The organism is Macrococcus sp. GL_134, from assembly GCF_057834705.1.
The window spans coordinates 1,969,494-1,991,456 of record NZ_CM174409.1 but is presented as its reverse complement, the minus strand read 5'-3'; the positions used below and the strand labels follow the sequence as shown (position 1 = coordinate 1,991,456).

21 protein-coding genes, 1 tRNA gene and 1 other RNA gene are annotated in these 21,963 nt (G+C 40.7%); 17 read left to right on the top strand and 6 right to left on the bottom strand.

Translation table 11 applies throughout. The annotated features are described in order from the left end of the window. Window positions 1-9: 9 nt before the first annotated feature. The 4 genes from AC3IPL_RS10550 to isaB all read left to right on the top strand — a co-directional run bounded on the left by AC3IPL_RS10550 (window position 10) and on the right by isaB (window position 3,203). On the top strand, window positions 10-1,044 hold the full coding sequence (locus AC3IPL_RS10550; protein ID WP_489240990.1) for an aldose epimerase family protein: 1,035 nt from the start codon (window positions 10-12) through the stop codon (window positions 1,042-1,044). Between the two features lie 15 nt (window positions 1,045-1,059). Next, a complete protein-coding gene (locus AC3IPL_RS10545) occupies window positions 1,060-2,238 on the top strand; it encodes an ROK family transcriptional regulator (RefSeq protein ID WP_489240989.1) in 1,179 nt (392 codons plus the stop codon). Between the two features lie 97 nt (window positions 2,239-2,335). Then, window positions 2,336-2,527: a hypothetical protein gene (locus tag AC3IPL_RS10540; protein WP_489240988.1), complete on the top strand. Its 192-nt coding sequence runs from the start codon at window positions 2,336-2,338 to the stop codon at window positions 2,525-2,527. A 160-nt stretch (window positions 2,528-2,687) separates the two neighbouring features. After that, the gene (gene isaB / locus AC3IPL_RS10535) at window positions 2,688-3,203 is read left to right on the top strand and encodes an immunodominant staphylococcal antigen IsaB family protein (RefSeq protein WP_489240987.1); all 516 of its coding nucleotides are present in this window, start codon (window positions 2,688-2,690) and stop codon (window positions 3,201-3,203) included. A gap of 159 nt (window positions 3,204-3,362) precedes the next feature. Here isaB and AC3IPL_RS10530 read toward each other — a convergent pair whose 3' ends face one another. Next, the gene (locus AC3IPL_RS10530; RefSeq protein WP_489240986.1) at window positions 3,363-4,184 is read right to left on the bottom strand and encodes an HAD family hydrolase; all 822 of its coding nucleotides are present in this window, start codon (window positions 4,182-4,184) and stop codon (window positions 3,363-3,365) included. 115 nt (window positions 4,185-4,299) lie between these two features. Between AC3IPL_RS10530 and AC3IPL_RS10525 the strand changes: the two genes are divergently transcribed. The 4 genes from AC3IPL_RS10525 to AC3IPL_RS10510 all read left to right on the top strand — a co-directional run bounded on the left by AC3IPL_RS10525 (window position 4,300) and on the right by AC3IPL_RS10510 (window position 7,509). Then, window positions 4,300-5,238 (top strand): nucleoside hydrolase, encoded by a 939-nt coding sequence (locus AC3IPL_RS10525; RefSeq protein ID WP_489240985.1) that lies wholly within the window; start codon window positions 4,300-4,302, stop codon window positions 5,236-5,238. A gap of 94 nt (window positions 5,239-5,332) precedes the next feature. After that, window positions 5,333-5,425, top strand: a tRNA-Ser gene (locus AC3IPL_RS10520). A 109-nt stretch (window positions 5,426-5,534) separates the two neighbouring features. Next, window positions 5,535-6,620 carry a dipeptide epimerase gene (locus AC3IPL_RS10515; protein ID WP_489240984.1) on the top strand — a complete coding sequence of 362 codons (1,086 nt, stop codon included), beginning with the start codon at window positions 5,535-5,537 and terminating at the stop codon, window positions 6,618-6,620. Further along, a complete protein-coding gene (locus tag AC3IPL_RS10510; RefSeq protein ID WP_489240983.1) occupies window positions 6,604-7,509 on the top strand; it encodes a C40 family peptidase in 906 nt (301 codons plus the stop codon). The genes AC3IPL_RS10515 and AC3IPL_RS10510 overlap by 17 nt, the downstream gene beginning before the upstream one ends. Here the strand turns inward: AC3IPL_RS10510 and AC3IPL_RS10505 are convergent. Next, entirely contained in the window at window positions 7,448-8,221 is a 774-nt protein-coding gene (locus AC3IPL_RS10505; protein WP_489240982.1) for a serine hydrolase, read from the bottom strand. The two genes, AC3IPL_RS10510 and AC3IPL_RS10505, sit on opposite strands and share 62 nt — an antisense overlap. Before the next feature lie 169 nt (window positions 8,222-8,390). On the opposite strand from AC3IPL_RS10505, the gene treP reads away from it, so the two are divergent. From treP to recR, 8 genes are all read left to right on the top strand, one after another. Continuing rightward, window positions 8,391-9,842: a PTS system trehalose-specific EIIBC component gene (gene treP / locus AC3IPL_RS10500; RefSeq protein ID WP_489240981.1), complete on the top strand. Its 1,452-nt coding sequence runs from the start codon at window positions 8,391-8,393 to the stop codon at window positions 9,840-9,842. 62 nt (window positions 9,843-9,904) lie between these two features. Next, window positions 9,905-11,542 (top strand): alpha,alpha-phosphotrehalase, encoded by a 1,638-nt coding sequence (treC, locus tag AC3IPL_RS10495; RefSeq protein WP_489240980.1) that lies wholly within the window; start codon window positions 9,905-9,907, stop codon window positions 11,540-11,542. A 68-nt stretch (window positions 11,543-11,610) separates the two neighbouring features. Beyond that, entirely contained in the window at window positions 11,611-12,342 is a 732-nt protein-coding gene (gene treR / locus AC3IPL_RS10490; protein WP_489240979.1) for a trehalose operon repressor, read from the top strand. A gap of 66 nt (window positions 12,343-12,408) precedes the next feature. Then, window positions 12,409-12,674, top strand: an RNA gene (gene ffs, locus AC3IPL_RS10485) — signal recognition particle sRNA large type. A 197-nt stretch (window positions 12,675-12,871) separates the two neighbouring features. Further along, window positions 12,872-14,113, top strand: coding sequence for an aminoacyltransferase (locus AC3IPL_RS10480; RefSeq protein WP_489240978.1), 1,242 nt, complete (start codon window positions 12,872-12,874; stop codon window positions 14,111-14,113). A gap of 114 nt (window positions 14,114-14,227) precedes the next feature. Continuing rightward, window positions 14,228-15,853: a DNA polymerase III subunit gamma/tau gene (dnaX, locus tag AC3IPL_RS10475; protein ID WP_489240977.1), complete on the top strand. Its 1,626-nt coding sequence runs from the start codon at window positions 14,228-14,230 to the stop codon at window positions 15,851-15,853. A 16-nt stretch (window positions 15,854-15,869) separates the two neighbouring features. Continuing rightward, the gene (locus tag AC3IPL_RS10470) at window positions 15,870-16,190 is read left to right on the top strand and encodes a YbaB/EbfC family nucleoid-associated protein (protein ID WP_149458861.1); all 321 of its coding nucleotides are present in this window, start codon (window positions 15,870-15,872) and stop codon (window positions 16,188-16,190) included. Next, window positions 16,190-16,786, top strand: coding sequence for a recombination mediator RecR (gene recR / locus AC3IPL_RS10465; protein WP_489240976.1), 597 nt, complete (start codon window positions 16,190-16,192; stop codon window positions 16,784-16,786). Before AC3IPL_RS10470 ends, recR begins: the two co-directional genes overlap by 1 nt. A gap of 42 nt (window positions 16,787-16,828) precedes the next feature. Here the strand turns inward: recR and phnE (AC3IPL_RS10460) are convergent, their stop codons facing one another. The 4 genes from phnE (AC3IPL_RS10460) to AC3IPL_RS10445 all read right to left on the bottom strand — a co-directional run bounded on the left by phnE (AC3IPL_RS10460) (window position 16,829) and on the right by AC3IPL_RS10445 (window position 20,199). Further along, complete coding sequence (gene phnE / locus AC3IPL_RS10460; RefSeq protein WP_489240975.1) at window positions 16,829-17,635, bottom strand: phosphonate ABC transporter, permease protein PhnE; 807 nt, start codon at window positions 17,633-17,635, stop codon at window positions 16,829-16,831. After that, on the bottom strand, window positions 17,632-18,411 hold the full coding sequence (gene phnE, locus AC3IPL_RS10455) for a phosphonate ABC transporter, permease protein PhnE (protein ID WP_489240974.1): 780 nt from the start codon (window positions 18,409-18,411) through the stop codon (window positions 17,632-17,634). Before phnE (AC3IPL_RS10455) ends, phnE (AC3IPL_RS10460) begins: the two co-directional genes overlap by 4 nt. Continuing rightward, on the bottom strand, window positions 18,411-19,184 hold the full coding sequence (phnC, locus tag AC3IPL_RS10450) for a phosphonate ABC transporter ATP-binding protein (protein ID WP_489240973.1): 774 nt from the start codon (window positions 19,182-19,184) through the stop codon (window positions 18,411-18,413). The genes phnE (AC3IPL_RS10455) and phnC overlap by 1 nt, the downstream gene beginning before the upstream one ends. 79 nt (window positions 19,185-19,263) lie before the next feature. Beyond that, window positions 19,264-20,199: a phosphate/phosphite/phosphonate ABC transporter substrate-binding protein gene (locus AC3IPL_RS10445; RefSeq protein WP_489240972.1), complete on the bottom strand. Its 936-nt coding sequence runs from the start codon at window positions 20,197-20,199 to the stop codon at window positions 19,264-19,266. 199 nt (window positions 20,200-20,398) lie between these two features. Between AC3IPL_RS10445 and AC3IPL_RS10440 the strand changes: the two genes are divergently transcribed. Next, entirely contained in the window at window positions 20,399-21,913 is a 1,515-nt protein-coding gene (locus AC3IPL_RS10440; protein WP_489240971.1) for a DNA-binding protein, read from the top strand. Window positions 21,914-21,963 lie beyond the last annotated feature (50 nt).

Sequence of the window (21,963 nt, the reverse complement as noted above, 5' to 3'; positions counted from 1 at the left end):
GGTTATAACATGAAAGTTGAAAAGGTGCTTTTTGATCATATTAATGATCAGAATGTATATGAATATATTATTGAAACGGAAAATATGTTCTTTAGTTTTATCAACTTTGGGGCACGTATCCATAAAGTTATGATGTTAAATAATCATAATCAATTGGAGAATATAATATTATCTTTAAATACAGTGGACGACTATATAAATAGTGGTGGTTATTTCGGTGCAACGGTCGGTCGGGTAGCAGGTCGGATTAATAGAGGAATGTTTACTTTGAATGGTGAAATGTTTCAACTTGAATGTAATGATAGAAATAACCATCTGCATGGTGGCCGAGCGGGATTGGATAGCAAAATATGGGACTGTGAAATAAAAGAAGAGAGAGATAAGGTTTCATTGATTTTTACTACTTTTCAATCATCGATTGAGGATGGTTATCCAGGCAATATGAATATTAAAGTCATTCATACAATTGAAAAAGATAATCAATGGACAATACGCTATGAAGCAGAAACGGATAATGATACTATATTTAACCCTACAAATCATGTTTATTTTAATTTGAACGGTAATTATAATGAAAGTATTCTTAATCATGAATTGAAGCTGAATAATCAGTATTTTATAGAAATAAATAAAGAGTTAATTCCTACTGGAGAAGTAAAGCACACTGAAAATTTCGATTTTAGCCAATTTAAACTTTTGAAAGATGGAATTGTGCATCAAGATGATGATAACCAGTTAGTTGATGGTTATGATCATCCTTTCTTATTGAATGGAAAATTAGATAAAGCAGCTATTGAATTAAAGGTAGAGGAAAAAGGTAGAAAAGTAGTAGTGTATACAGATCAACCCTCAGTAGTCATTTATACATCTAATATGATGGATTATTTATCATCTGATGGTGTACAATTAAAGCAATACTGTGGTGTTACGTTAGAAACTCAAAATATTCCAGATGCTATTAACCATGATAATTTTGGAAATATCATATTGAAAAAAGGCGAAACTTTTAGCGCTGTAACAACGTATAGTTTCCAAAAAATTTAACTTAAGAGGTATTGTATGATGAGACGTGGAACATTTAAACAAATGAAATATACAAACAAAACATTAGTGCTAAATAATATACGTCAAAATCAAACAACCTCACGTGCGCAGATAGCTAAAGATACTCTTTTGACGCCACCAACTGTCAGTAGCATTGTTAAAGAACTTATTGAAGAAAAGATCGTTCTGGAAAAAGAAGTATTAGGTGAATCCCAAGGTGGTAGAAAACCTAAACTTCTTGCAATTAATGATAATGCTTACTATATTTTTGGTGTGGATGTTTCTTCAAGAAAATTAAATGGAATCATATGTAATTTAAATGGAAATATACTATATGAAAAAGAAATACAAATAAAAAAACCTAACGAACAAGAGTTTATTGATAAAATAAAAGAAGTCATCAATGATTTGATTCGCTTTACTAAGAACGGAAATAAAGAAATTTTGGGACTCGGGATTGCTATGAACGGTATTGTGGATTCAGAAGATGGGATCGCTTTATTTGCTCCGGGACTGAACTTGAAAAATATACCCCTCAAAGAAATCATTGAAAAAGAATATGATTTTGAGGTTAAAGTTGAAAATGATGTGAGAGCCATGGTACTTGCGGAATCATGGTTTAATGGTGAATCTAAACATGATAATTTAATCCTTGTAAATATTGGTTATGGAGTCGGTGCAGGTATGATGATTGATGGTCAACTTTTCCGAGGAAATAATGATATTGCCGGGGAATTCGGACATACAGTAATCAATTACGAAAATGGAAGAAAGTGCGATTGTGGTAATCATGGTTGTATCGAAACCATTATCTCAGGTTCAGCAATAGAGAAAGTAGCAAGAAAACAAAAATTAATTAAACCAAATGAAACAGCAAAGCGTGTTAACGAATTAGCTAATGCAGGCGATGAACACGCTTTGAAAATTTACAGAGATTTAGGAACTGCTCTTGGTTACGGGCTGATTAATCTCATTCACTTAGTTAATCCGGATAAAATTATTTTATCGGGTGGTGTTACAAATGCGCATAAACACTTTCTCCCGCATACCAATAAAATCATTAAAAAAAGTGTGATTGTAAAAACTGTTGGGGCGACTGCAGTTGAAGTATCTTCTTTTAAAAATAACAGTGCGGCGTTAGGAGCATGCTCATTGTTTTTAGAAAATCTCTACAACGAACAGCCGCACATCTGATCCGACATGTCACAAAATTGTGCAATCTCTTAATCTTACTTATCGTTCGTTTTGTTGTATGATAAGCGTATAGAATTTTCTAGAAGAGGTGAAAGAGATGAACGCAACGTACAAAAAGTTATTTGTATTTGTGCTTGGGCTGATTGAAATTATCGCTGGTTTTGCTTTGTATGAAACGTCAGTGTTCGGCTCATTTGTATTTATAGCATTAGGACTATTATTTATCATTATTACGTTCATCATAGATCATCGTGCCAACAATCCTTATAATGGCCGCTACAGCAACTAAATCCTGCACGCTCAAACTTGAGCGGCAGGATTTTTTGTATTAAGAGTAAGTGAATAAAAATTTAGATCATTATCATTTGAAATAGTAATTTAAGTAATATACGATAGACGTATGATATGTAACTTACGCCACACGCTAAAAAATTTTTGGGGTGATTGGAATGAATTATGTTACAAAACTAATTAGTGCAGGAACTATCGCATCATCATTGTTATTAGGAACAATGGTAGTTGATACGAATGAAGTATCAGCGAAAACATCAGCAGTTCAAAAGCCTTATTATTATTACAATGGCTACACATATTACAATGGCAGCTTTATATTAGACAAGTATTTTGTTAAAGCATTGAAATACGATAACGTAAAAATTAACGGTCATAAAATTAATCCAAAAGCAGCTGTAGGAGTCACCGGCATATTGACTAAAAAATATGATACTGAATTTCTGACAGATAAAAAAGGGCGACTCGGGAATATTAAAATGATGTTTAAACCGGGAACAGTAAAAAAATCAGCATTCATGAAGGCACATCAAGCAAACCATATAGAAGATATGCATGAAAATATGACTGGCGGCGGTTATATTTTGTATAAAACGAATAAAGCACATTACTTAGTATCGTTCAATGAGAATAATTATGTTACTTCAATGGAGATTGGAGTCATAGGGCAGTAGTGATGTATAGTATTAAAAATTCTATGGATGAGACAGCATAATAATTTAATCAGGGCGCCTATTTCCTTATTAATATTGGAAACAGGTGCCCTGATTCTATCAGCAAAAGTGTTTTATTTTATTATAAAACTGGGACGGTTCATCTTATAGGATATCTTTTCATTTAAGCAGCTGTTCAATCACTTCTGCAATGCCGTCACTGTTATTATCACTCGTCACGATATCAGCAGTTTCTTTGATGGAATCGACTGCATTGCCCATCGCTACACCGATCCCTGCATCGCGTATCATCTCTGTATCGTTCAGCTGATCACCGAATGCGATGACATTATCTTTATCAATATTCACAGCTTTGCAGATATGATCAAGTGCAGATGACTTGTTGACTCCTTTAGTTGTAATCTCAAGATAAAACGGGGTGGAACGGATAGGACCGAGAGTGTCGCCGCAAATATCAACGAGTTCATCATATATTTCGTCCACACGTTCCGGGTCTGCGGTCAATAAGATTTTCACTGGATCGAAGTCCAGCTCCTCACGCAACTCCTCGGTCTTTACAAGTTCCAGTCGATGATCACGGTATTCATGTATGACATATTGATTGTCAGGTGAATTAGAATACAAGTGCGTGCCGTTGTCGACGATATAGGTGAGGTCATAATCGTGAATTAAATTGAGAAATTCCTTTGCTTGTTCGACAGGTATTGGATTTTGATATTTAATTTCTCCTGATTCAACATCAATGACCATGCCACCGTTATAAGCACCGATCAGACCATGATGCTGCTTTAAGTTCAGTTCTTCTGTTTCATACCAGAATCCTGATTGCGGCCGGCCTGAAACAAGCGCTACTCGTATTCCCTGCTCTTGTGCTTTGATGAGTGCCACTTTCGTGCGCGAGGTAATCTCACGGTTGTCACTAATTAATGTGCCGTCACAATCAAGGGCGATCAACTTAATAGTTTTATCCTTTATAGTCATTCAGTCATCTCCTCATGGATAGAGTTTCTATCTATAGCGTCAAAGATTAAAAAGTATATTATAATTGTAAAGTTGATAGTTATAAAATAACAATGAAAAGGTTGGGATGAACAAAATGAAACACGTATATTTTAATCATGATGGCGGCGTAGATGATTTAATTTCATTATTTTTGCTGCTGCAGATGGATAATGTTAAGTTGACGGGTGTCAGTGTCATTGATGCTGATTGTTACATAGAACCTGCGACATTTGCCAGCCGGAAAATTATTGCAAAGTTCGGTGATTATCAAGTTGATACAGCAATGTCCAAGGAAAGAGGCAAAAATCCATTTCCGAAAGACTGGCGGATGCATGCGTTCTTTATGGATGCTTTGCCGATACTAAACGAAAAACAGCAGCTGGCACCTCTTGCTGAACAGCCGGCTTATCAGCACTTAATTGATCAAGTAATGGCAGAATCGGAGAAAACAACGCTCTTATTCACGGGTCCACTGACGGATTTAGCTAAGGCTATACAAGTAGAACCCGCGATCGTTGATAAAATAGACCGCTTAGTATGGATGGGGGGTACTTATCTCCCTGAAGGTAATGTCCACGAACCCGAGCATGACGGCACGGCGGAATGGAATGCTTTTTGGGACCCGGAAGCTGTAGGGGTTGTTTTCAATTCTCCGATTGACATCGATATGGTCGCCCTTGAAAGTACGCTGCAAGTGCCGTTAACAACAGACATACGACAAATGTGGGCTGATGAGCGGTCATTTGAAGGGGTTGATTTCTTAGGAGTGAGTTATGCCATGGTTCCGCCGCTCAAACACTTTGCGACGAACTCAACGTATTACCTTTGGGATGTCTTAACGACTGCTGCGCTTGGTAATCCTGAGCTCGTCAAATCCAAAGTCGTCTATTCAGACGTCGTTACTGAAGGGCCGTCGCAAGGGCGTACGTATGAAGTGGAAAACGGCCGTCGGGTTAACTTGGTCTATGACGTCGATCATGATGCATTCTTTGACTACATAACGTCATTAGCTAAAAAGGCTGTCTCACAGTAATGAGCGGACTCATGATTTCAATGAATTGTCTTGGAACAAATAAAAGGCATTGACAAAAAATAATCTGTGTTATAAGATTGTTATTGTCTTATTTGGAGGAATACCCAAGTCCGGCTGAAGGGATCGGTCTTGAAAACCGACAGGGGCTTAACGGCTCGCGGGGGTTCGAATCCCTCTTCCTCCGCCATTATTTTTAAACCAAGACTAATATTTTGATATGCAGATGTCCTCTCCAGGGCATCTTTTTTTTATGTCTGATATAATAGAAAGAAAATTCAGATATTTAGAGGTGGCACATGAACATCACAGCAATTGATATTAAACTGAAACGATCACCACTCCAAAAAACATTTAAGACTGCATTAAGAGTTGTAGAAGCAGTAGAAAGCCTTTATGTATTCATACATACAGACAGCGGTGCCATTGGACTGGGAGAAGCGGTGCCGACCCATGCGATCACAGGTGATACGATTCCTGGTATATGCGGGGCAGTCCACATTATTGAACAACAGCTCATTGGACGAGAACTATCAACAGAACTGCTGCCGGTCATTCAGCAGGCTATCGTCGGTAATACAAGTGCTAAGGCAGCTCTTGATATGGCGGTGTACGACCTGCTCGCCCAGGAACAGCAGCAGCCGCTCTATCAATATTTAGGAGGAACTTATCAAGATTTCGAAACAAGCTATACAGTCAGCTTGAACGGGCTGGACGAAATGGTCAAAGATGCCCTCGATTATCAATCACGAGGATTTACTCTGCTGAAGATTAAACTTGGTGGCCGCGTAGAGGAAGATATTGAACGCATCGCTGCTCTTAGAGAAGCAGTAGATGATTCTATACAACTCGGCATTGATGCCAATCAAGGGTGGTCTGTCAAAGATGCTGTGACGTTCTGTGCTGGCATTGAACGACGTGACATTCCATTGACAGTTATTGAGCAGCCGGTTCATAAAAGAGATATAAAAGGGATGGCAGAAATCAAACGTCATACAAAAATTCCTGTCATGGCAGACGAAAGCTTGTTCTGTATTGATGATGCCAAAAATCTTGTCGATCAATGGGCGGCAGACAAATGGAATATTAAGCTGATGAAGACAGGCGGTTTATATGAAGCATTGAAAATTTATCATATTGCTTCAGTCCCTTGTATGGTCGGGAGCATGATGGAATCTCACGTTTCCGTGACAGCGGCGTTGCATTTTGCTATGGCAATACAAGCAGATCAAATTGATTTTGATGCACCGCTCATGTTGAAAGAAAAGCCTATCAAAGGCGGCATTCATTATGAAGGAAATCAGGTGAGCTGCAGTAAAGGGTATGGGCTCGGAATTGATAATGATAAGTTATGGGAGGAGTTAAAAGATGAGAAAAGTATGTAATGTAGCAGTGGGAACGATCTGGTCAGCACCTGACAAGGTGAGATCTGTAGATGAGCAAGCATTGACACATCCAACGAATATCCAGCAGTGGCTGCTCAAATTAACGCTGGAAGAGAAACTTGCATTCAGTGAAGATTTGAGTATTGACACTCAGATTCTATACGGAGAAGAAGTTGAAGTGCTTGAAGAACTGGATGGCTGGATGAAAGTTGCCTGTATTCACCAGGCGTCTGATCAGCATGAACTCGGTTACCCAGGTTATATTCCTGCAGCACAGCTGTCAGACGTCTGTGAAGTGGCTGACGACAGTCAGTATGTTCGCGTCATTGTACCGAAGACATTGACATACAAAGATCAGCAACCGCATATCATCATTAGTTTTAATACAACTTTGCCGTTGATCGATGAACAAGATGGCTGGGTCACTGTGATGAGTCCAGATGGTACGCTTGAACTTCGTACCTCAGATGTCGTGATTCAACCGAATTACTGGCCGCAAATACAGCATAATTTTAAAGCGCTGTATGCTGCTGCCCGTCAGTTCCTGGATCTCGGTTATTTGTGGGGCGGAATGTCCAGTTATGGCTATGACTGCTCTGGATTTGTCTATCAAGTGTATCGTCATATGGGCCATAAACTCCCTAGGGATGCAGGTGAACAATATGAGGCTGCAGCGCCGGTTGATAAAATTGATTTGCTGCCGGGCGATTTAGTCTATTTTTCAAGCAATCAATCTATAGATTCGATTACACATATAGGCATTTATATAGGGGACGGCATGATGATTCACTCGCCGCATACCCCGAAAGCCATAGAAGAGATGACGATTACTTCCGGGTATTACGAGACGCATTATGTTGCAGGGAGTCGGGTGATTGATTTCCAGTAACAATATCCTTGAGCACCAGGCCGAATGAATGAAAGGCCTGGTGTGTTTTAATGGGATCTGGGTGATCGGTGAGGCAGGCAAACAACAAAATGTTGCTGTCATAACGCATAATACCGACTTCATGTCTCGTTTGATCGAATTCTCCAGATTTAGAACCTGTTTCAATGTTACTATCAACAATATATAGTCGTATCTTCTCCTTCAACTGCTGTCGCTTCATCATTGTAAACATGTCTTCAAAGTGTTGATGACGATAAATCGCTGTTACTATAGCCATCATATCAGCTGCTGAAGTCATATTATCAAAACCTGCAAGCCGTCGTTCAATGTCCATCATTTTACGGTTAAGAATAGTGGCTGACCAATGATTTTCCATGAAATAATGATTCAATGTATCCAGTCCTATATATTCGATGATGGTATTAGTTGCTGTATTATCTGAAGCAATAATCATTAATGTGACAAGATCGTGAATAGTGTAATACTGATGAGATAAGTAAGGGCTTGGACCGCTTCCTTCAACAGGGCTATCAAGTGCCAGCTTTTGATCGAGTGCGTCATACAAATGTTCATACACATATAACATAATAGGAAGTTTAATGAGGCTTGCTGACGGAAATAGCGTATCTCGTTGTTCATCGTCATAAAGACATCGGGTTCCATCACTTATAATGACGGCTTTTCGAGGTTCGTTACCCATAAACATATGCATTTTATTCATCCTTTCAAATCAGCTCTTTTAACTTAGTATAAATAAAATTATTCGTGATGACTATGAATTGTGAAAGAACTAATGTTTTTGTAATCCTTTTCAGAAAGCCTTTACATGCTTGTATAGACAAGATACAATAGGATTAATTGAAAAATAAGGAGATGACAGTATGGCAGTTAATAGAGATGAAGTCAGACAGATTATTGATGCAATCGGCGGCAAAGAAAATGTCAATGCAGCGACTCATTGTGTGACAAGACTACGTTTAGCACTTAATGATGAAACGAAAGTCGACAAAGTGGCATTAGATCAATTGGATTTAGTGAAAGGGTCATTCGCGGCAAACAATCAGTTTCAGATTGTGATTGGTCCTGGTACTGTAGATGAAGTGTACCAAGTGTTCACGGAGGAAACGGGAATAGGCGAGAGTACGAAAGATGAAGTGAAAGCAGCAGCAGCAGACAAGATGAACCCACTGCAACGTGCGATTAAAACATTAGGTGATGTCTTCATTCCGTTATTGCCGGCTATCGTTACAGCAGGTTTACTTCTTGGTTTGAACAACGTACTGACAGCAGGCGGACTATTTGGTGATCAGTCACTGGTCGAGATGTATCCTCAATTGAAGGACTTGGCAGAAATCATCAACTATATCGCAGCAGCACCATTCATCTTCCTTCCTGCGTTGATTGGTTGGTCAGCTATGCGTGTATTTGGTGGTAGTCCAATTCTCGGGTTAGTACTTGGTTTGATTATGTGTCACCCGGGTCTTGCTTCACAGTATAGTTTAGGTAATTCAGAGACAGGTGAATTAACAAAGATTCCAGAGTGGAATGTGTTCGGTCTGCATATTGAAAAACTGAACTACCAAGGACAAGTCTTACCTGTATTGATTGCAGCATGGTTCCTTGCTAAAGTAGAACGTTTTCTGAATAAACGTGTCCATGACTCAATCAAAATGCTCGTTGTTGGACCTGTATCTCTACTGCTTGTCGGTTTCTTGTCATTCGTTCTTATTGGCCCGATTGCCTTATGGTTAGGGACGCAAATTACAGATGTCATTCAATGGATCTTCACTCAAGCAGGCTGGTTAGGCGGCTTAGTCTACGGCTTGATTTATGCACCATTAGTAGTCACAGGTTTGCATCATATGTTCCTTGCTGTTGACTTCCAGTTGATGAACTCTGAGTTAAAAGGAACCTATTTATGGCCAATCCTTGCGATTTCCAATATTGCTCAAGGATCTGCAGCATTTGCGGCATGGTGGTTATACAAACGCCGTAAACTTGTTAAAGAACAAGGTTTAGCATTGACGTCAGGAATTTCAGGCTGGTTAGGTGTTACAGAACCTGCCATGTTCGGGGTCAACATTCCGTTGAAATATCCATTCGTTGCAGCGGTAATTACGACGGGTATCGTCGGTGCGTTGTTTGGTTCTCAGCAATTACTTGGAAGAGTCGGGGTCGGTGGTGTACCAGGGATTATCTCTATCAATGAAGGTTTCCGTATGACCTTCTTAATTGGAATGATTATTGCCATTATTCTTCCGATTGTATTGACACTGATATTTTCAATATTTGCTGAAAGAAAGAACAAAGAAGTTGTTAGAGAAATTGAATAACTTGTAAGTACAAGTTATGCTCGATAAATTTAAAGTATCTTAAAACGTGAGGAGTTTTTTAATTGGCAGTTTCCGACTGGAAAAAATCAGTGGTCTATCAAATATATCCGAAGTCATTTAACGATACGACAGGTAATGGACAGGGAGATATTAACGGTATTATCGAAAAGCTCGACTATTTAAAGATATTAGGCGTAGATTATCTGTGGCTGACCCCGGTTTATCGTTCACCGATGAACGATAATGGTTATGATATTAGTGATTATTATGAAATTAATCCTGACTTCGGGACGAAAGAAGACTTTAAGCGGCTGCTTGACGAGGCGCATGCACGTGGTATCAAGATTATGTCAGACATCGTCATCAATCATACATCCACTGAGCATCAATGGTTTATTGAATCACGTCAATCCACAGACAGCAAGTACCGTGACTACTACATCTGGAAAGACGGTGACGGTGACCAGCCCCCAACCAACTGGGAATCTAAGTTCGGGGGAAGTGCATGGCAGAAAGATGAAATAACGGGACAGTATTACCTTCGACTGTTTGATGTCACTCAAGCAGATTTAAACTGGGAAAATGACAGCGTGCGTCAAGACATCTTTGATATGATCAATTACTGGATTGATTTCGGTATGGACGGATTCCGTTTTGATGTCATCAACTTAATTTCTAAAGGCGACTATAAAAACTCTGACGACATCGGTAAAGAATTTTATACGGATGGTCCAAGAATTCATGAGTTTCTGCATGAAATGAACCGTAGCACGTTTGGCGACAAAGAAGGATTTATGACCGTAGGCGAGATGAGTTCGACGACCCTTGAACATTGTATTAAATATACAAAGCCGGAGCGTCAAGAGTTAAACAGTGTCTTTAATTTCCATCATCTTAAAGTAGATTATAAAGATGGTGAGAAGTGGTCTGAACAGCCGTATGATTTTCTGGAGCTGAAAAAAATTCTGTTCCGCTGGCAGGTAGGTATTGAAGCTGGAGGCGGCTGGAACGCTATTTTCTGGTGTAACCATGACCAGCCGCGCGTAGTATCTCGTTTCGGTGATGATACGACTGAAGAAGCCCGTGTCAGAAGTGGTAAGATGCTTGCCGTCGCGCTGCACTTCCTGCAAGGTACACCGTATATCTATCAAGGTGAAGAAATTGGTATGACGAATTTGTATTTCAATAGCATTGATCAGTATCGCGATGTGGAATCATTAAATGCTTATTCTATTATGAAAGAGCGTGGTATATCAGATAGCCAGGCGATTCGTATTTTAAGGGACAAGTCTCGTGATAATGCACGTTCTCCTGTGCAGTGGGATGGTTCTGCCCATGCTGGATTTACGACTGGGACGCCGTGGATTGATCTCGCTGATAATTATCAGCATATTAATGTGGAACAGGCACTTGCAGATAAACACTCTATCTTCTACACGTATCAGCGGTTGATTGAACTACGACACGAACTTGATGTAATGACGTATGGAAAGGTCGTACCGTTACTGGAAGAGCATCCGCAATTATTTGCCTATGAACGTCAGTTGGATGAAGAAATAGTGATTGTCATTGCTAACTTTAGCGGTCAGATGGTAGAAGTGCCGGCTGATGTAAATATTGACGGTGAAGTGCTCATTAATAATTATGATTCTTACAGTGGGAAGTTTGAGCCTTACCAGGCTATTGCGGTTAAAAAATAATTAAAAGCATCTTGTTCCAAACTAGTTAATTTATGTTAAGATATTTGGAAACAAGAGGTGACATAAGGATGAATAGTAATAAATATCGTATGATATATCAGGAATTAAGTGGTAAAATCATCAGCGGAGAATACCAGCAGCATGATCAACTGCCTTCTGAGAATCTTCTGGTCAAACAGTATCAAGTCTCACGTGAAACAGTGAGAAAGGCTTTGAGTCTGCTTCAGACAAATGGGTTTATCCAGAAGTTAAAAGGCAAAGGGTCAGTTGTTATTTACAATGAATCAATGAATTTCCCGGTGTCTCAGCTCATTAGTTTTGAAGAAATTAAAGAGTCGCTCAATATGGACTATGTGACACATGTGGAATCGTTTGACAAAGTACGTGCGTCTGACTATCCAGCAGTAATGACGGCACTTAAAATATCGGGAAATACTGAACTGTTTAAGGTCGTCAGAACAAGACGTAAAGGAGAAACAGTCAACATCATTGATACAGATTATTTTCTTGTTGAGTTGATGCCGACATTGACGAAGGAAATAGCTGAACAATCGATCTATTCCTATATCGAGAATCAACTTGGGTTGGTCATCAGCTTCTCAAACAAGGCGATTACTTTCGAACCGATGACGACAGCTGAGCTCGAGTTGTTCAATGATGCCTCACCACCTTATGCAGCCACAGTTCGTTCGATTGTTCATTTATCAAATGCTGTCGCGTTTCAATATAATATTTCGAAACATAGAGCAAGTGAATTTAAGTTTGTTGATTTTTCAAGACGACCGACTAGCAAAAAATGATAGTATGAGAAAAATAAAAGTGTTTTTCTTGCCAAACAATCCGCTGATATAGTATCATAGGTTTTGCCGTGCTAAGTGGGGAGTTAGCGGTTCCCTGTACTTGCAAGCCGCTTAGGCAAGACCTAATTCCTCTGCCGAGGGTAATATTTTGTGAGGCCTGACCTTGACACGTAGTGTTGAGAAGACGGTCCGAGTCAATATAAGCCCATGAATCATGTCAGGTCCGGAAGGAAGCAGCATTAAGTGGTACCTTGTATGTGACTGGGGCAGCCGTCTTTGAGCTGTCGATCGAGGTTCCGCTTGTGGATGTTAATCGACGTAGAGGTGCACGGTATTTATATACAAATTAATGATATAGCTAATAGATAGACCTAGGAGACTAGGTCTTTTTTTTGAACGTTTCAGCTGACTGAAGTCGGAAATAAAGTTGAATATAAGATGCGGAAATAATATTACTACATATTTATTACACGAAAGTGTTATAGTAAATAACGAAATAGAACATGTCAAAAAACGGGAGAGCTTTTTAATGAAGTTTTGTAATTTGACGATAGAGGAATTTGAATCGTTTGTTAACGATCATTTCAGTCACTATACACAATCTAGAGCTCACTTCGCGGGTCGTCAGACATTAAATCTTGATGTCCATCTCGTAGGAGTGAAAGAAGGGGACAAAGTGCTGGCAGCCTGTTTACTGAACGGTGCGCCGAGCTTTAAATTCTTCAATTATTTTTATACGCATAAAGGACCGTTGTTCGATCATCATGACAAAGCACTCGTCGATTTTTTCTACACGCATTTAACTGCTTATTTGAAGAAGCACAAAGGGCTGTTTGTGTTAGTGGACCCTTATATTACGCGTAATCATCTGGACGGCGACGGCTATGTCACTGAGTCATTTGAAGTGGACGATATTATCACCGAAATGGAACGCCTCGGCTATAAACACCAAGGTTACAGTATCGGCTACTCTATGGATTCCCAGGCACGCTTCTTATCAGTACTTGATTTAACAGATAAGACAGATGACGAACTGCTGAAAGAAATGGATTATAAGACGCGCCGTAATATCAATAAAACGATTGAGATGGGTGTGCAGATGCGTGACTTATCAGATGATGAAATGGAGAAGTTTTTCAGGCTGTATAAAATGGCGGAAGATAAACATCATTTCTCATTGTTTGACCTGCAGACGTTCAAGCGTATGAAACAAACATACGGGGACAATGCGCGCGTTGTGATGACGTATATCAACCTCAATGATTACTTAAAACGCCTGAACGACCAGCTGAGCATAAAACGCGCAGATTATAATAAGGCAGCAGCAGAACTGGAAGAGAACCCTGACTACAGAAAGCTGAAAAATAAAACAGTAGAACTCGAAAAGGCAGTAGCACAGATCGAGAAGAAAGTCGCGGAAACAGAAGCCTTAAAAGCAAGTGACGGCGATGTGCTTGAATTGGCGAGTGCTATTTATGTTTTCAACAATCATGAGCTGTATTACTTATCAAGCGGCTCTAATCCTGCTTATAATCAGTTCATGGGTGCGTATAACATGCAGTGGGAAATGATTAAGTTTGCCAATCAGCTTGGCCTGAAGCGCTATAACTTCTATGGCGTCAGCGGGGACTTTACAGAATCGTCGCCTGACCTAGGCGTTGCGAAGTTCAAGAAAGGATTCAATGCCTATATTGATGAGCAAATTGGTGATTTTATCAAGCCGCTGAACCCTGGGGCATACTGGCTGTACAAAAAAATGAAAAAGAAATAACGATGTTGCGGAAGACTCATCAACAGTTCATTCTGATGAGTCTTCTCTTTTTTGTTATGAAGCAGTTATGTCTAATGGTATAATAAAAGGACCAATATTGATGGAGGGGACGTCTTGAGTTATCAGGCATTATATCGCGTGTTCAGATCCCAGGCTTTCGAAGAAGTAGTCGGACAGAAGCATGTGACGACTACGCTGAAGAACGCTATAGCGAGAAATAAAATATCACACGCTTATTTATTCAACGGACCGCGTGGTACAGGGAAAACAAGTATCGCGAAAATATTTGCCAAAGCTATCAACTGTACTGAACGTCATGACGGCGAACCATGTAATGAATGTGCCAGCTGTATTTCGATTACGAACGGAACAAACTCTGACGTCATTGAAATTGATGCAGCCAGCAATAACGGCGTGGATGAAATCCGTAATATTAGAGATAAAGTGAAGTATGCACCAGGTGAATCCAGATACAAAGTCTATATTATCGATGAAGTGCATATGCTGACGACAGGTGCATTTAATGCACTGTTAAAGACACTTGAAGAACCACCCGGCCATGCGATATTCATATTGGCGACGACAGAGCCGCACAAAATACCACCAACGATTATTTCCCGCTGTCAGCGATTTGATTTCAAGGCAATCGCCACACCAGATATCGTTGAACATTTGACTTATGTCTGCGACAAAGAAGGCATTCAGTTTGAAGTGCAGGCACTTGAATTCATTGCCCAGACAGCTGAAGGCGGCATGCGGGATGCTTTGAGTATACTGGACCAGGCCATTGCGTTCGGCGATGAAACATTGACGCTGTCGCATGTATTGAATGTGACCGGAAGTGTCGGTAAAGATGATCTTCACGCACTGACTGACGCGATTGTGACACATGATGTACGCGGTGCATTTGACTTGTATCACCAGCTGTTAAGTGACGGTAAGGAATCAAACCGGCTCGTGAATGATTTCATCTATTATTTACGGGATATCATTGTTGATTTTGCTACCGGAACAGAGGGACAAGGTGAAATTTACAGAGTAGAGCTGCCCGTCATCTACGAAATGATTGATAAGATCAACGATACACTTGTATCGATGCGCTTTGCAGTCAACGTGAACATCCACTTTGAAGTGTTGATTGTGAAACTTTCAGAACTGGTCAAGAGCCATCAGCAGAGTGCGGGAGTTAATACGCAGTATATCGATGCGAAGATGAAGGAATTTGAAGAGAAACTTGCTCAAGTCCAGTTGAACCCTACTGCAGCACCGTCTAAGCCAAAACAAAAAGTAGAGCGTACGACGAATAAATTCTCAATCTCTCAAATAGAGAATGTGCTGGACAATGCTAATCGTGAAGATTTGAATTATCTCAAGGAGAACTGGCAGTCGCTCATCGATCACGTCAAACAGAACGACCGTGCACTTGTCAGTCTGCTGCAGAATTCAGAGCCGGTAGCAGCGAGCAGTACGCACGTGTTGATTAAATTTGAAGAAGATATTCACTGTGAACTCGTCAATAAAGGTGACGACAAACGCGAACAGATTGAGTCGATTGTGTACACAATTATCAATAAAAAAGTTAAAATGGTAGGTGTACCAGATTCACAGTGGCTGCAAGTCAGACATGACTATATTAAGAATAAGAAGCAGCAGACCGAAGCTAAATCGGAACCCAAGAACGATATCGTCAAGACGGCAGAAGATTTGTTCGGCAAAGACACAATAAATTTAATTGATTAAATAGGAGGAAACAATTATGCGCGGTGGCGGTAATATGCAGCAAATGATGAAACAAATGCAGAAAATGCAGAAGAAAATGGCGGAAGAGCAGGAAAAGTTAAAAGACGAACGTATTGAAGGGACAGCAGGCGGCGGTATGGTCACTGTTGTTGTCTCAGGTCATAAAGAAGTTCTTGATGTCATCATCAAGGAAGAAGTAGTAGATCCAGAAGATATCGAAATGTTACAGGACTTAGTACTGGCAGCAACTAATGAAGCGTTGTCTAAAGCAGACGATGTGACAGCACAGCGTTTAGGTCAGCATACTAAAGGAATGAACATTCCAGGAATGATGTAATGCATTATCCAGCACCTATTTCACGGCTCATAGACAGCTTTATGAAACTGCCTGGTATCGGCCCTAAGACGGCAGCACGTCTTGCATTTCACGTGCTCGATATGAAAGAAGACGATGTGATGAACTTCGCCAAGGCGCTGGTTGATGTGAAGCGTGAACTGACGTACTGCTCGGTATGTGGTCATATTACGGATACAGATCCTTGCTATATTTGTGCCGATAAGACGCGCGACCGCTCGATGATCTGCGTCGTCGAGGAATCAAAAGACGTCATTGCAATGGAAAAAATGCGGGAATACAAAGGGATGTACCATGTGCTGCAAGGAGCGATTTCTCCGATGGAAGGCATCGGCCCAGAAGATATCAATATTCCGAACTTATTGAACCGATTGAAGGATGAACAAGTTCAGGAATTGATTCTGGCGACAAACCCTAACATCGAAGGTGAATCAACAGCGATGTACATCTCAAGATTAGTGAAACCGATCGGTCTTAAGACTACTCGCCTTGCGCATGGACTGCCAGTCGGCGGTGACCTTGAGTATGCGGATGAAGTGACGTTGTCAAAAGCCATTTCAGGACGTACAGAAATATAAAAACAGTGACGCTGTGTAGTGCGTCACTGTTTTTTTGTACTGTTATACAAGTCGTTTTCTAATGGCACCTGATAATGTGTCAACGATGATAACCATGATCACGATACCGATAAGGATGATACCGACACGGTCCCATGTTCTTCCCTGCAGTGCGAAGATGAGTGGTGTACCGATACCACCTGCACCGATTAACCCGAGGATAGATGCACTTCTTAAATTGATTTCGAAACGATAAAGAACAAACGAAATGAATGCCGGTAATATTTGCGGAACGACAGCAAACATCAACGTTTTAATTTTATTGGCGCCTGTAGCAGTCAATGCTTCAGATGGACCGAGGTCTAAATTCTCGATGTCTTCAGCAAACAGTTTACCGAGCATCCCGATTGAATGGATACCAACTGCAAGTACCCCTGCAAATGCGCCAGGACCGACCGCTTTGATGAATAATAAAGCCATGATGATTTCCGGGAACACGCGGATGAGACTGAGTAGGAATTTACTGATTTCAGACAGGAAGCGGTTTGAAATGTTTCTAGCTGCTAAAAATGCGAACGGGATACACAGCACTGCTGAAATGATGGTCCCGAGAAACGCAATGGCAAACGTTTCAAGCAGACCGCGCAGCAAGTCCTCCCCTTCAGGCATATAGACATAACCCCAGTCAGGATGAATGATTCCTGACAAAATATTAGAAAGAATCTCCCATGATTTTTCTTTGATTTCTATTTTCGGCATACCACTGAACGCCCATATGTAAATGGCAAGGAGCAGCACAATGAGAAGGACCGTTCTGATAATAGAAGGGACGGATGATTTAGTTTTCAAGTAGTCATAGTTCTTTGTCACAGCAATCGCTCCCTCACTTTCGTACTCGTATAGTCAATGACCATTACTATTATTAAAGTAAAAATGATAATAGCAGTTACTTTCGGATATTCAAAGTAGCCGAGTGTTTTATCGTAGAACAACCCGATACCACCCGCACCTACAAGACCAAGTACAGCCGCAGCACGGATGTTGATTTCAAAAGTAAATAATACAAATGACAGGTAAGGTGCAAGAGCCTGCGGCAGAACACCGAATGTAATCCATTTGTATTTGTTGGCTCCGACCGCAGTCATCGCTTCAAGCGGTCCGTTGTCGATATTTTCAAGGGCCTCATAGAACAGCTTTGCGACAATTCCGAAGGACAGAACGGTCAGAGCGAATATACCAGGAAGCGCTCCAATACCAAACACCGCTACGAATATAGAAGCAAGCAATAGGTCGGGAATAGTCCGGATGATATTGAGGACGAAACGAACAGGCATGTAAATCCAGCGGGATTTAAATACATTGCTTGCTGATAATAAGGCCACGGGTAGCGCAAGTAGTGAACCGAATGTTGTGCCAAGCACTGCCATACGAATCGTATCGAGCATCGGATCGGCGATTTCTGAGAAGTAGGACCAGTCTGGTGGCAGCATTTCTCTCATAAGATTCATCATTTCCGGCCAGCCCATAGCCAGACTTTGTAAGCTGAACCCTGTGCTGTAGCCGCTCCATATGACTAGAGCAATTATTAACAGCAGTGAGAAAATAGTTTTATAACGTTTAGCATTACTGGTAGGTGTTGGGTTCATCAGTTAACCCCCATCTTCTCGTCATCTTTAATTTCACGACCGTAAATCTTGCTGAAAGCATCGTCTGTTGCCAGTTCTACAGGACCATCAAAGACCACTCTGCCAGCCTGCAGCCCGATGATTCTTGTCGCATACTCACGGGCAAGGTCAACAAAGTGAAGATTGACAATAATAGTAATGCCGAGTTCCTTGTTAATACGCTGTAAGTCATCCATGACTTGTTTAGTGGTCAATGGGTCGAGAGAGGCAACAGGTTCATCTGCTAAAATAATTTTCGGTTCCTGAGCAAGTGCCCGTGCGATTGAGACACGCTGCTGCTGGCCGCCTGATAATTCATCGGCACGGTTATAAGCTTTCTCCACAATATTGACGCGGTCAAGTGCTTCAAGAGCAATCTGTTTGTCCTGTTTTGGAAACAATCCCAGCACCATTTTCCATGTTGGATGATAGCCTACACGACCGGACAGTACATTTCTAATGACAGAAGAGCGTTTAACAAGATTGAAACTTTGAAAAATCATACCGATATTGCGGCGCATCATCAGTAGTTTATTGCCTTTTGCTTTAGTGATAGATTCACCGTCGATGGAAATATCACCTGAAGTGATTTCGTGGAGACGGTTAATAGAACGCAGCATCGTCGATTTCCCGGCTCCTGATAAGCCGACAATCACTACGAATTCACCTTGGTTGATTTCAAGATCAACGTGGTCAAGGCCGACATGGCCGTTTGGATAGACTTTACTGACGTCAGAAAATACGATTTGACTCATAGTGACACTCCTTTAAATAAAAGGCTAAACCCACGAGTGTGAGTTTAGCCTTGTTGATAGCATAGATATGCTTAAGAAATTATTCTTTGACTTTTTTATCGTACTCACGAATGATGTCAAATTTAGAATCATCTGATTTCACATAACCTTCATGTGAATAAACATCACGGATTATTTTTTGTCCTTCTTTGTCTTTACCGATATTGACGAATGCTTCTGTTACTTTATCTTTCCACTCATCAGTCATATCTGAACGAGCTGCGATTGTATCATTAGGAATATTTTCAGTGAATTTCACGATTTTAGTATCTTTGAAGACATCAGGCTGGTCGCCTTTAACAATGTTACGTGCATCCTGGAATGTCACTGCAACATCTACATCATCATTTAATAATGAAATAACTGCTTGATCATGACCTTTAACAGTGGTTACTTCCATATCTTTTAATGGATCAATACCTTCGCCTTTTAATTCAACAGCCGGGAACACGTATCCTGCAGTGGACGTCACGTCCTGCATCGCAATTTTCTTGCCTTTCATATCTTTCAAGCTGTCGATACCGGAATCTTTTTTAACGATGAACTGTGATTTGTAAAAATCAACTAATTCGTCAGTCGGGGTACCATCATCATTTACACCGTAACGCTGAGCCTGTAGCAATACGTCGGCAGCTTTTTGATCATGTGCTAAAACATAAGCAGTGGGAGGCAGGAAGCCGATATCTACTTTTTCAGATTTCATCGCTTCTACAATTGTGTTGTAGTTAGTAGATACAGAAACTTCTACTGGAATATCTAGTTCATCAGTCAATAACTTTTCAAGCGGTTTTGCTTTTGCTTCAAGTGTTTCAGCATTTTGAGAAGGAACGAATTGTACCGTTAATTTCTCAGGCGTGTAGCCTTTGTCTGCTGACTCCTTGTTGTCGTCTGATTTTGAATCTGTAGAACCACAAGCTGCAAGTACTGTTACTGCCATCACTGCAGGAACAGAAGTTTTAACGATTTTTTTAAACATGATGATGCTCCTTTTTCTATTTTTGTAACGCATGAGTCAATGATAACAAAACATCAATCAAATAGACATGACAATTATGTAAATATTGAAAATAAAGCGCTATTTGTTTTACATATTATTTACATACACTTAAAAATAGTTTGTTAAAAATAGAGTTATAATAAGTAAAAATCTATTTATGTGAAAAGAGGAAAATCTGATGCTCAAAAAAGCGGTCTTGACTACGATAGCAGCTCTAACTTTAGGGACTCATGCGGGCTATGCAGAAAACTTCAGCGACCGAGCACCAGAGATTAAGCCGACAGCTGCGAATGGTCAGAGCGTCTTAGTTGATAATACCCATGGTCAGACTGCAGGAGCAGCGGACTGGGTCATTGATGGTGCATTTTCTGATTTTGGTAACGGCATAGCAGCAAAAGGTTATCATGTGAAAGAATTGCGTAAAGGAACATCGATTACATATGAAGACTTGTCTGCGCATGACATTTTCATTATACCTGAGGCAAATATTCCGTACAAGGTCACAGAGCAAGATGCGATTTTAAAATTTGTTCAGCAGGGCGGCAGTGTATTTTTCATTGCTGACCACTATAATGCCGACCGAAATTTAAATCGGTTTGATTCTTCAGAAATCTTCAATGGTTATCGCCGGGGCGCGTATAATGATCCTGCAAAAGGGATGACGACCGCAGAAAAACAGTCCTCGAAAATGACAGGAGTAGGAAGCTCTGACTGGCTGTCGGCTCATTTCGGCGTCAGATTCAGATATAATGCACTGAATAATATTATTGCGACAGATATTGTACGCGATGCCGGTGCATTTGGTATTACAAATGGAGTTAGTAGTGTTGCGATGCATGCGGGCTCTACACTTGCGATTACCAACCCTGATATTGCTAAAGGACTCGTATACTTACCATCCGGTCTGACAACAGCGGATAAGTGGGGGCCGGCTGTAGATCAGGGCGTTTACTTCGGAGGTGGACGTGATGAAGGTGCTTATGTTGCCATCAGCAAAGTAGGACTCGGCAAAGCAGCCTTTATCGGTGATTCGTCTATGGTAGAAGATGCAACACCGAAATATTTAAGAGAAGATAACGGGCAGACTAAAAAGACATATGACGGCTACAAAGAACAAAATGACAGCACACTACTCCTTAATCTGATCAACTGGCTGGCTAAGGATGAATCTTATACGTCATTCCGCGAGAAAGGCCTGACATTAGATCAGAAATCTCCTATATTACCGTTTGAAGTACCTTCAGCATCGACAGAATCTGAAAGTGAGCCGTGGTCAACACCTGCCGCTACCTACAAATGGTATGATGAAGCGACCTTCAAACAAGGAAGCTACGGCTATCAATCGGCAGTGCCGGCACCAGTCAGCAGTTATGATTTTATGATGCCGACAGTAACTAACGGCGTTTCGTTCACTACTCAGTTGACATTAAGTGGTTTGACTCCTAACACAACGTATAACGATCTCAAGGTAGGAATATACAATACAAGCGGCACTCAACTCGGTTCCTTCTATATGAATGGAACATGGAGTGCAGTCGGTTATAGTCCCGCATTTTCATTGACTACTGATATGCACGGCTCAGCTTCTACTGTCATCACAGGAAAAACGACTAAAGGAACGACGGGAACTTCGAACATCAGACTAAAAAGAGGGACAACTAACTTATATACTGAAGCATTTACAATTAAATAATAAAGAGCAGTAACGTTCAAGCAGCTGATAGCAGCTGCTTTTTTTATATT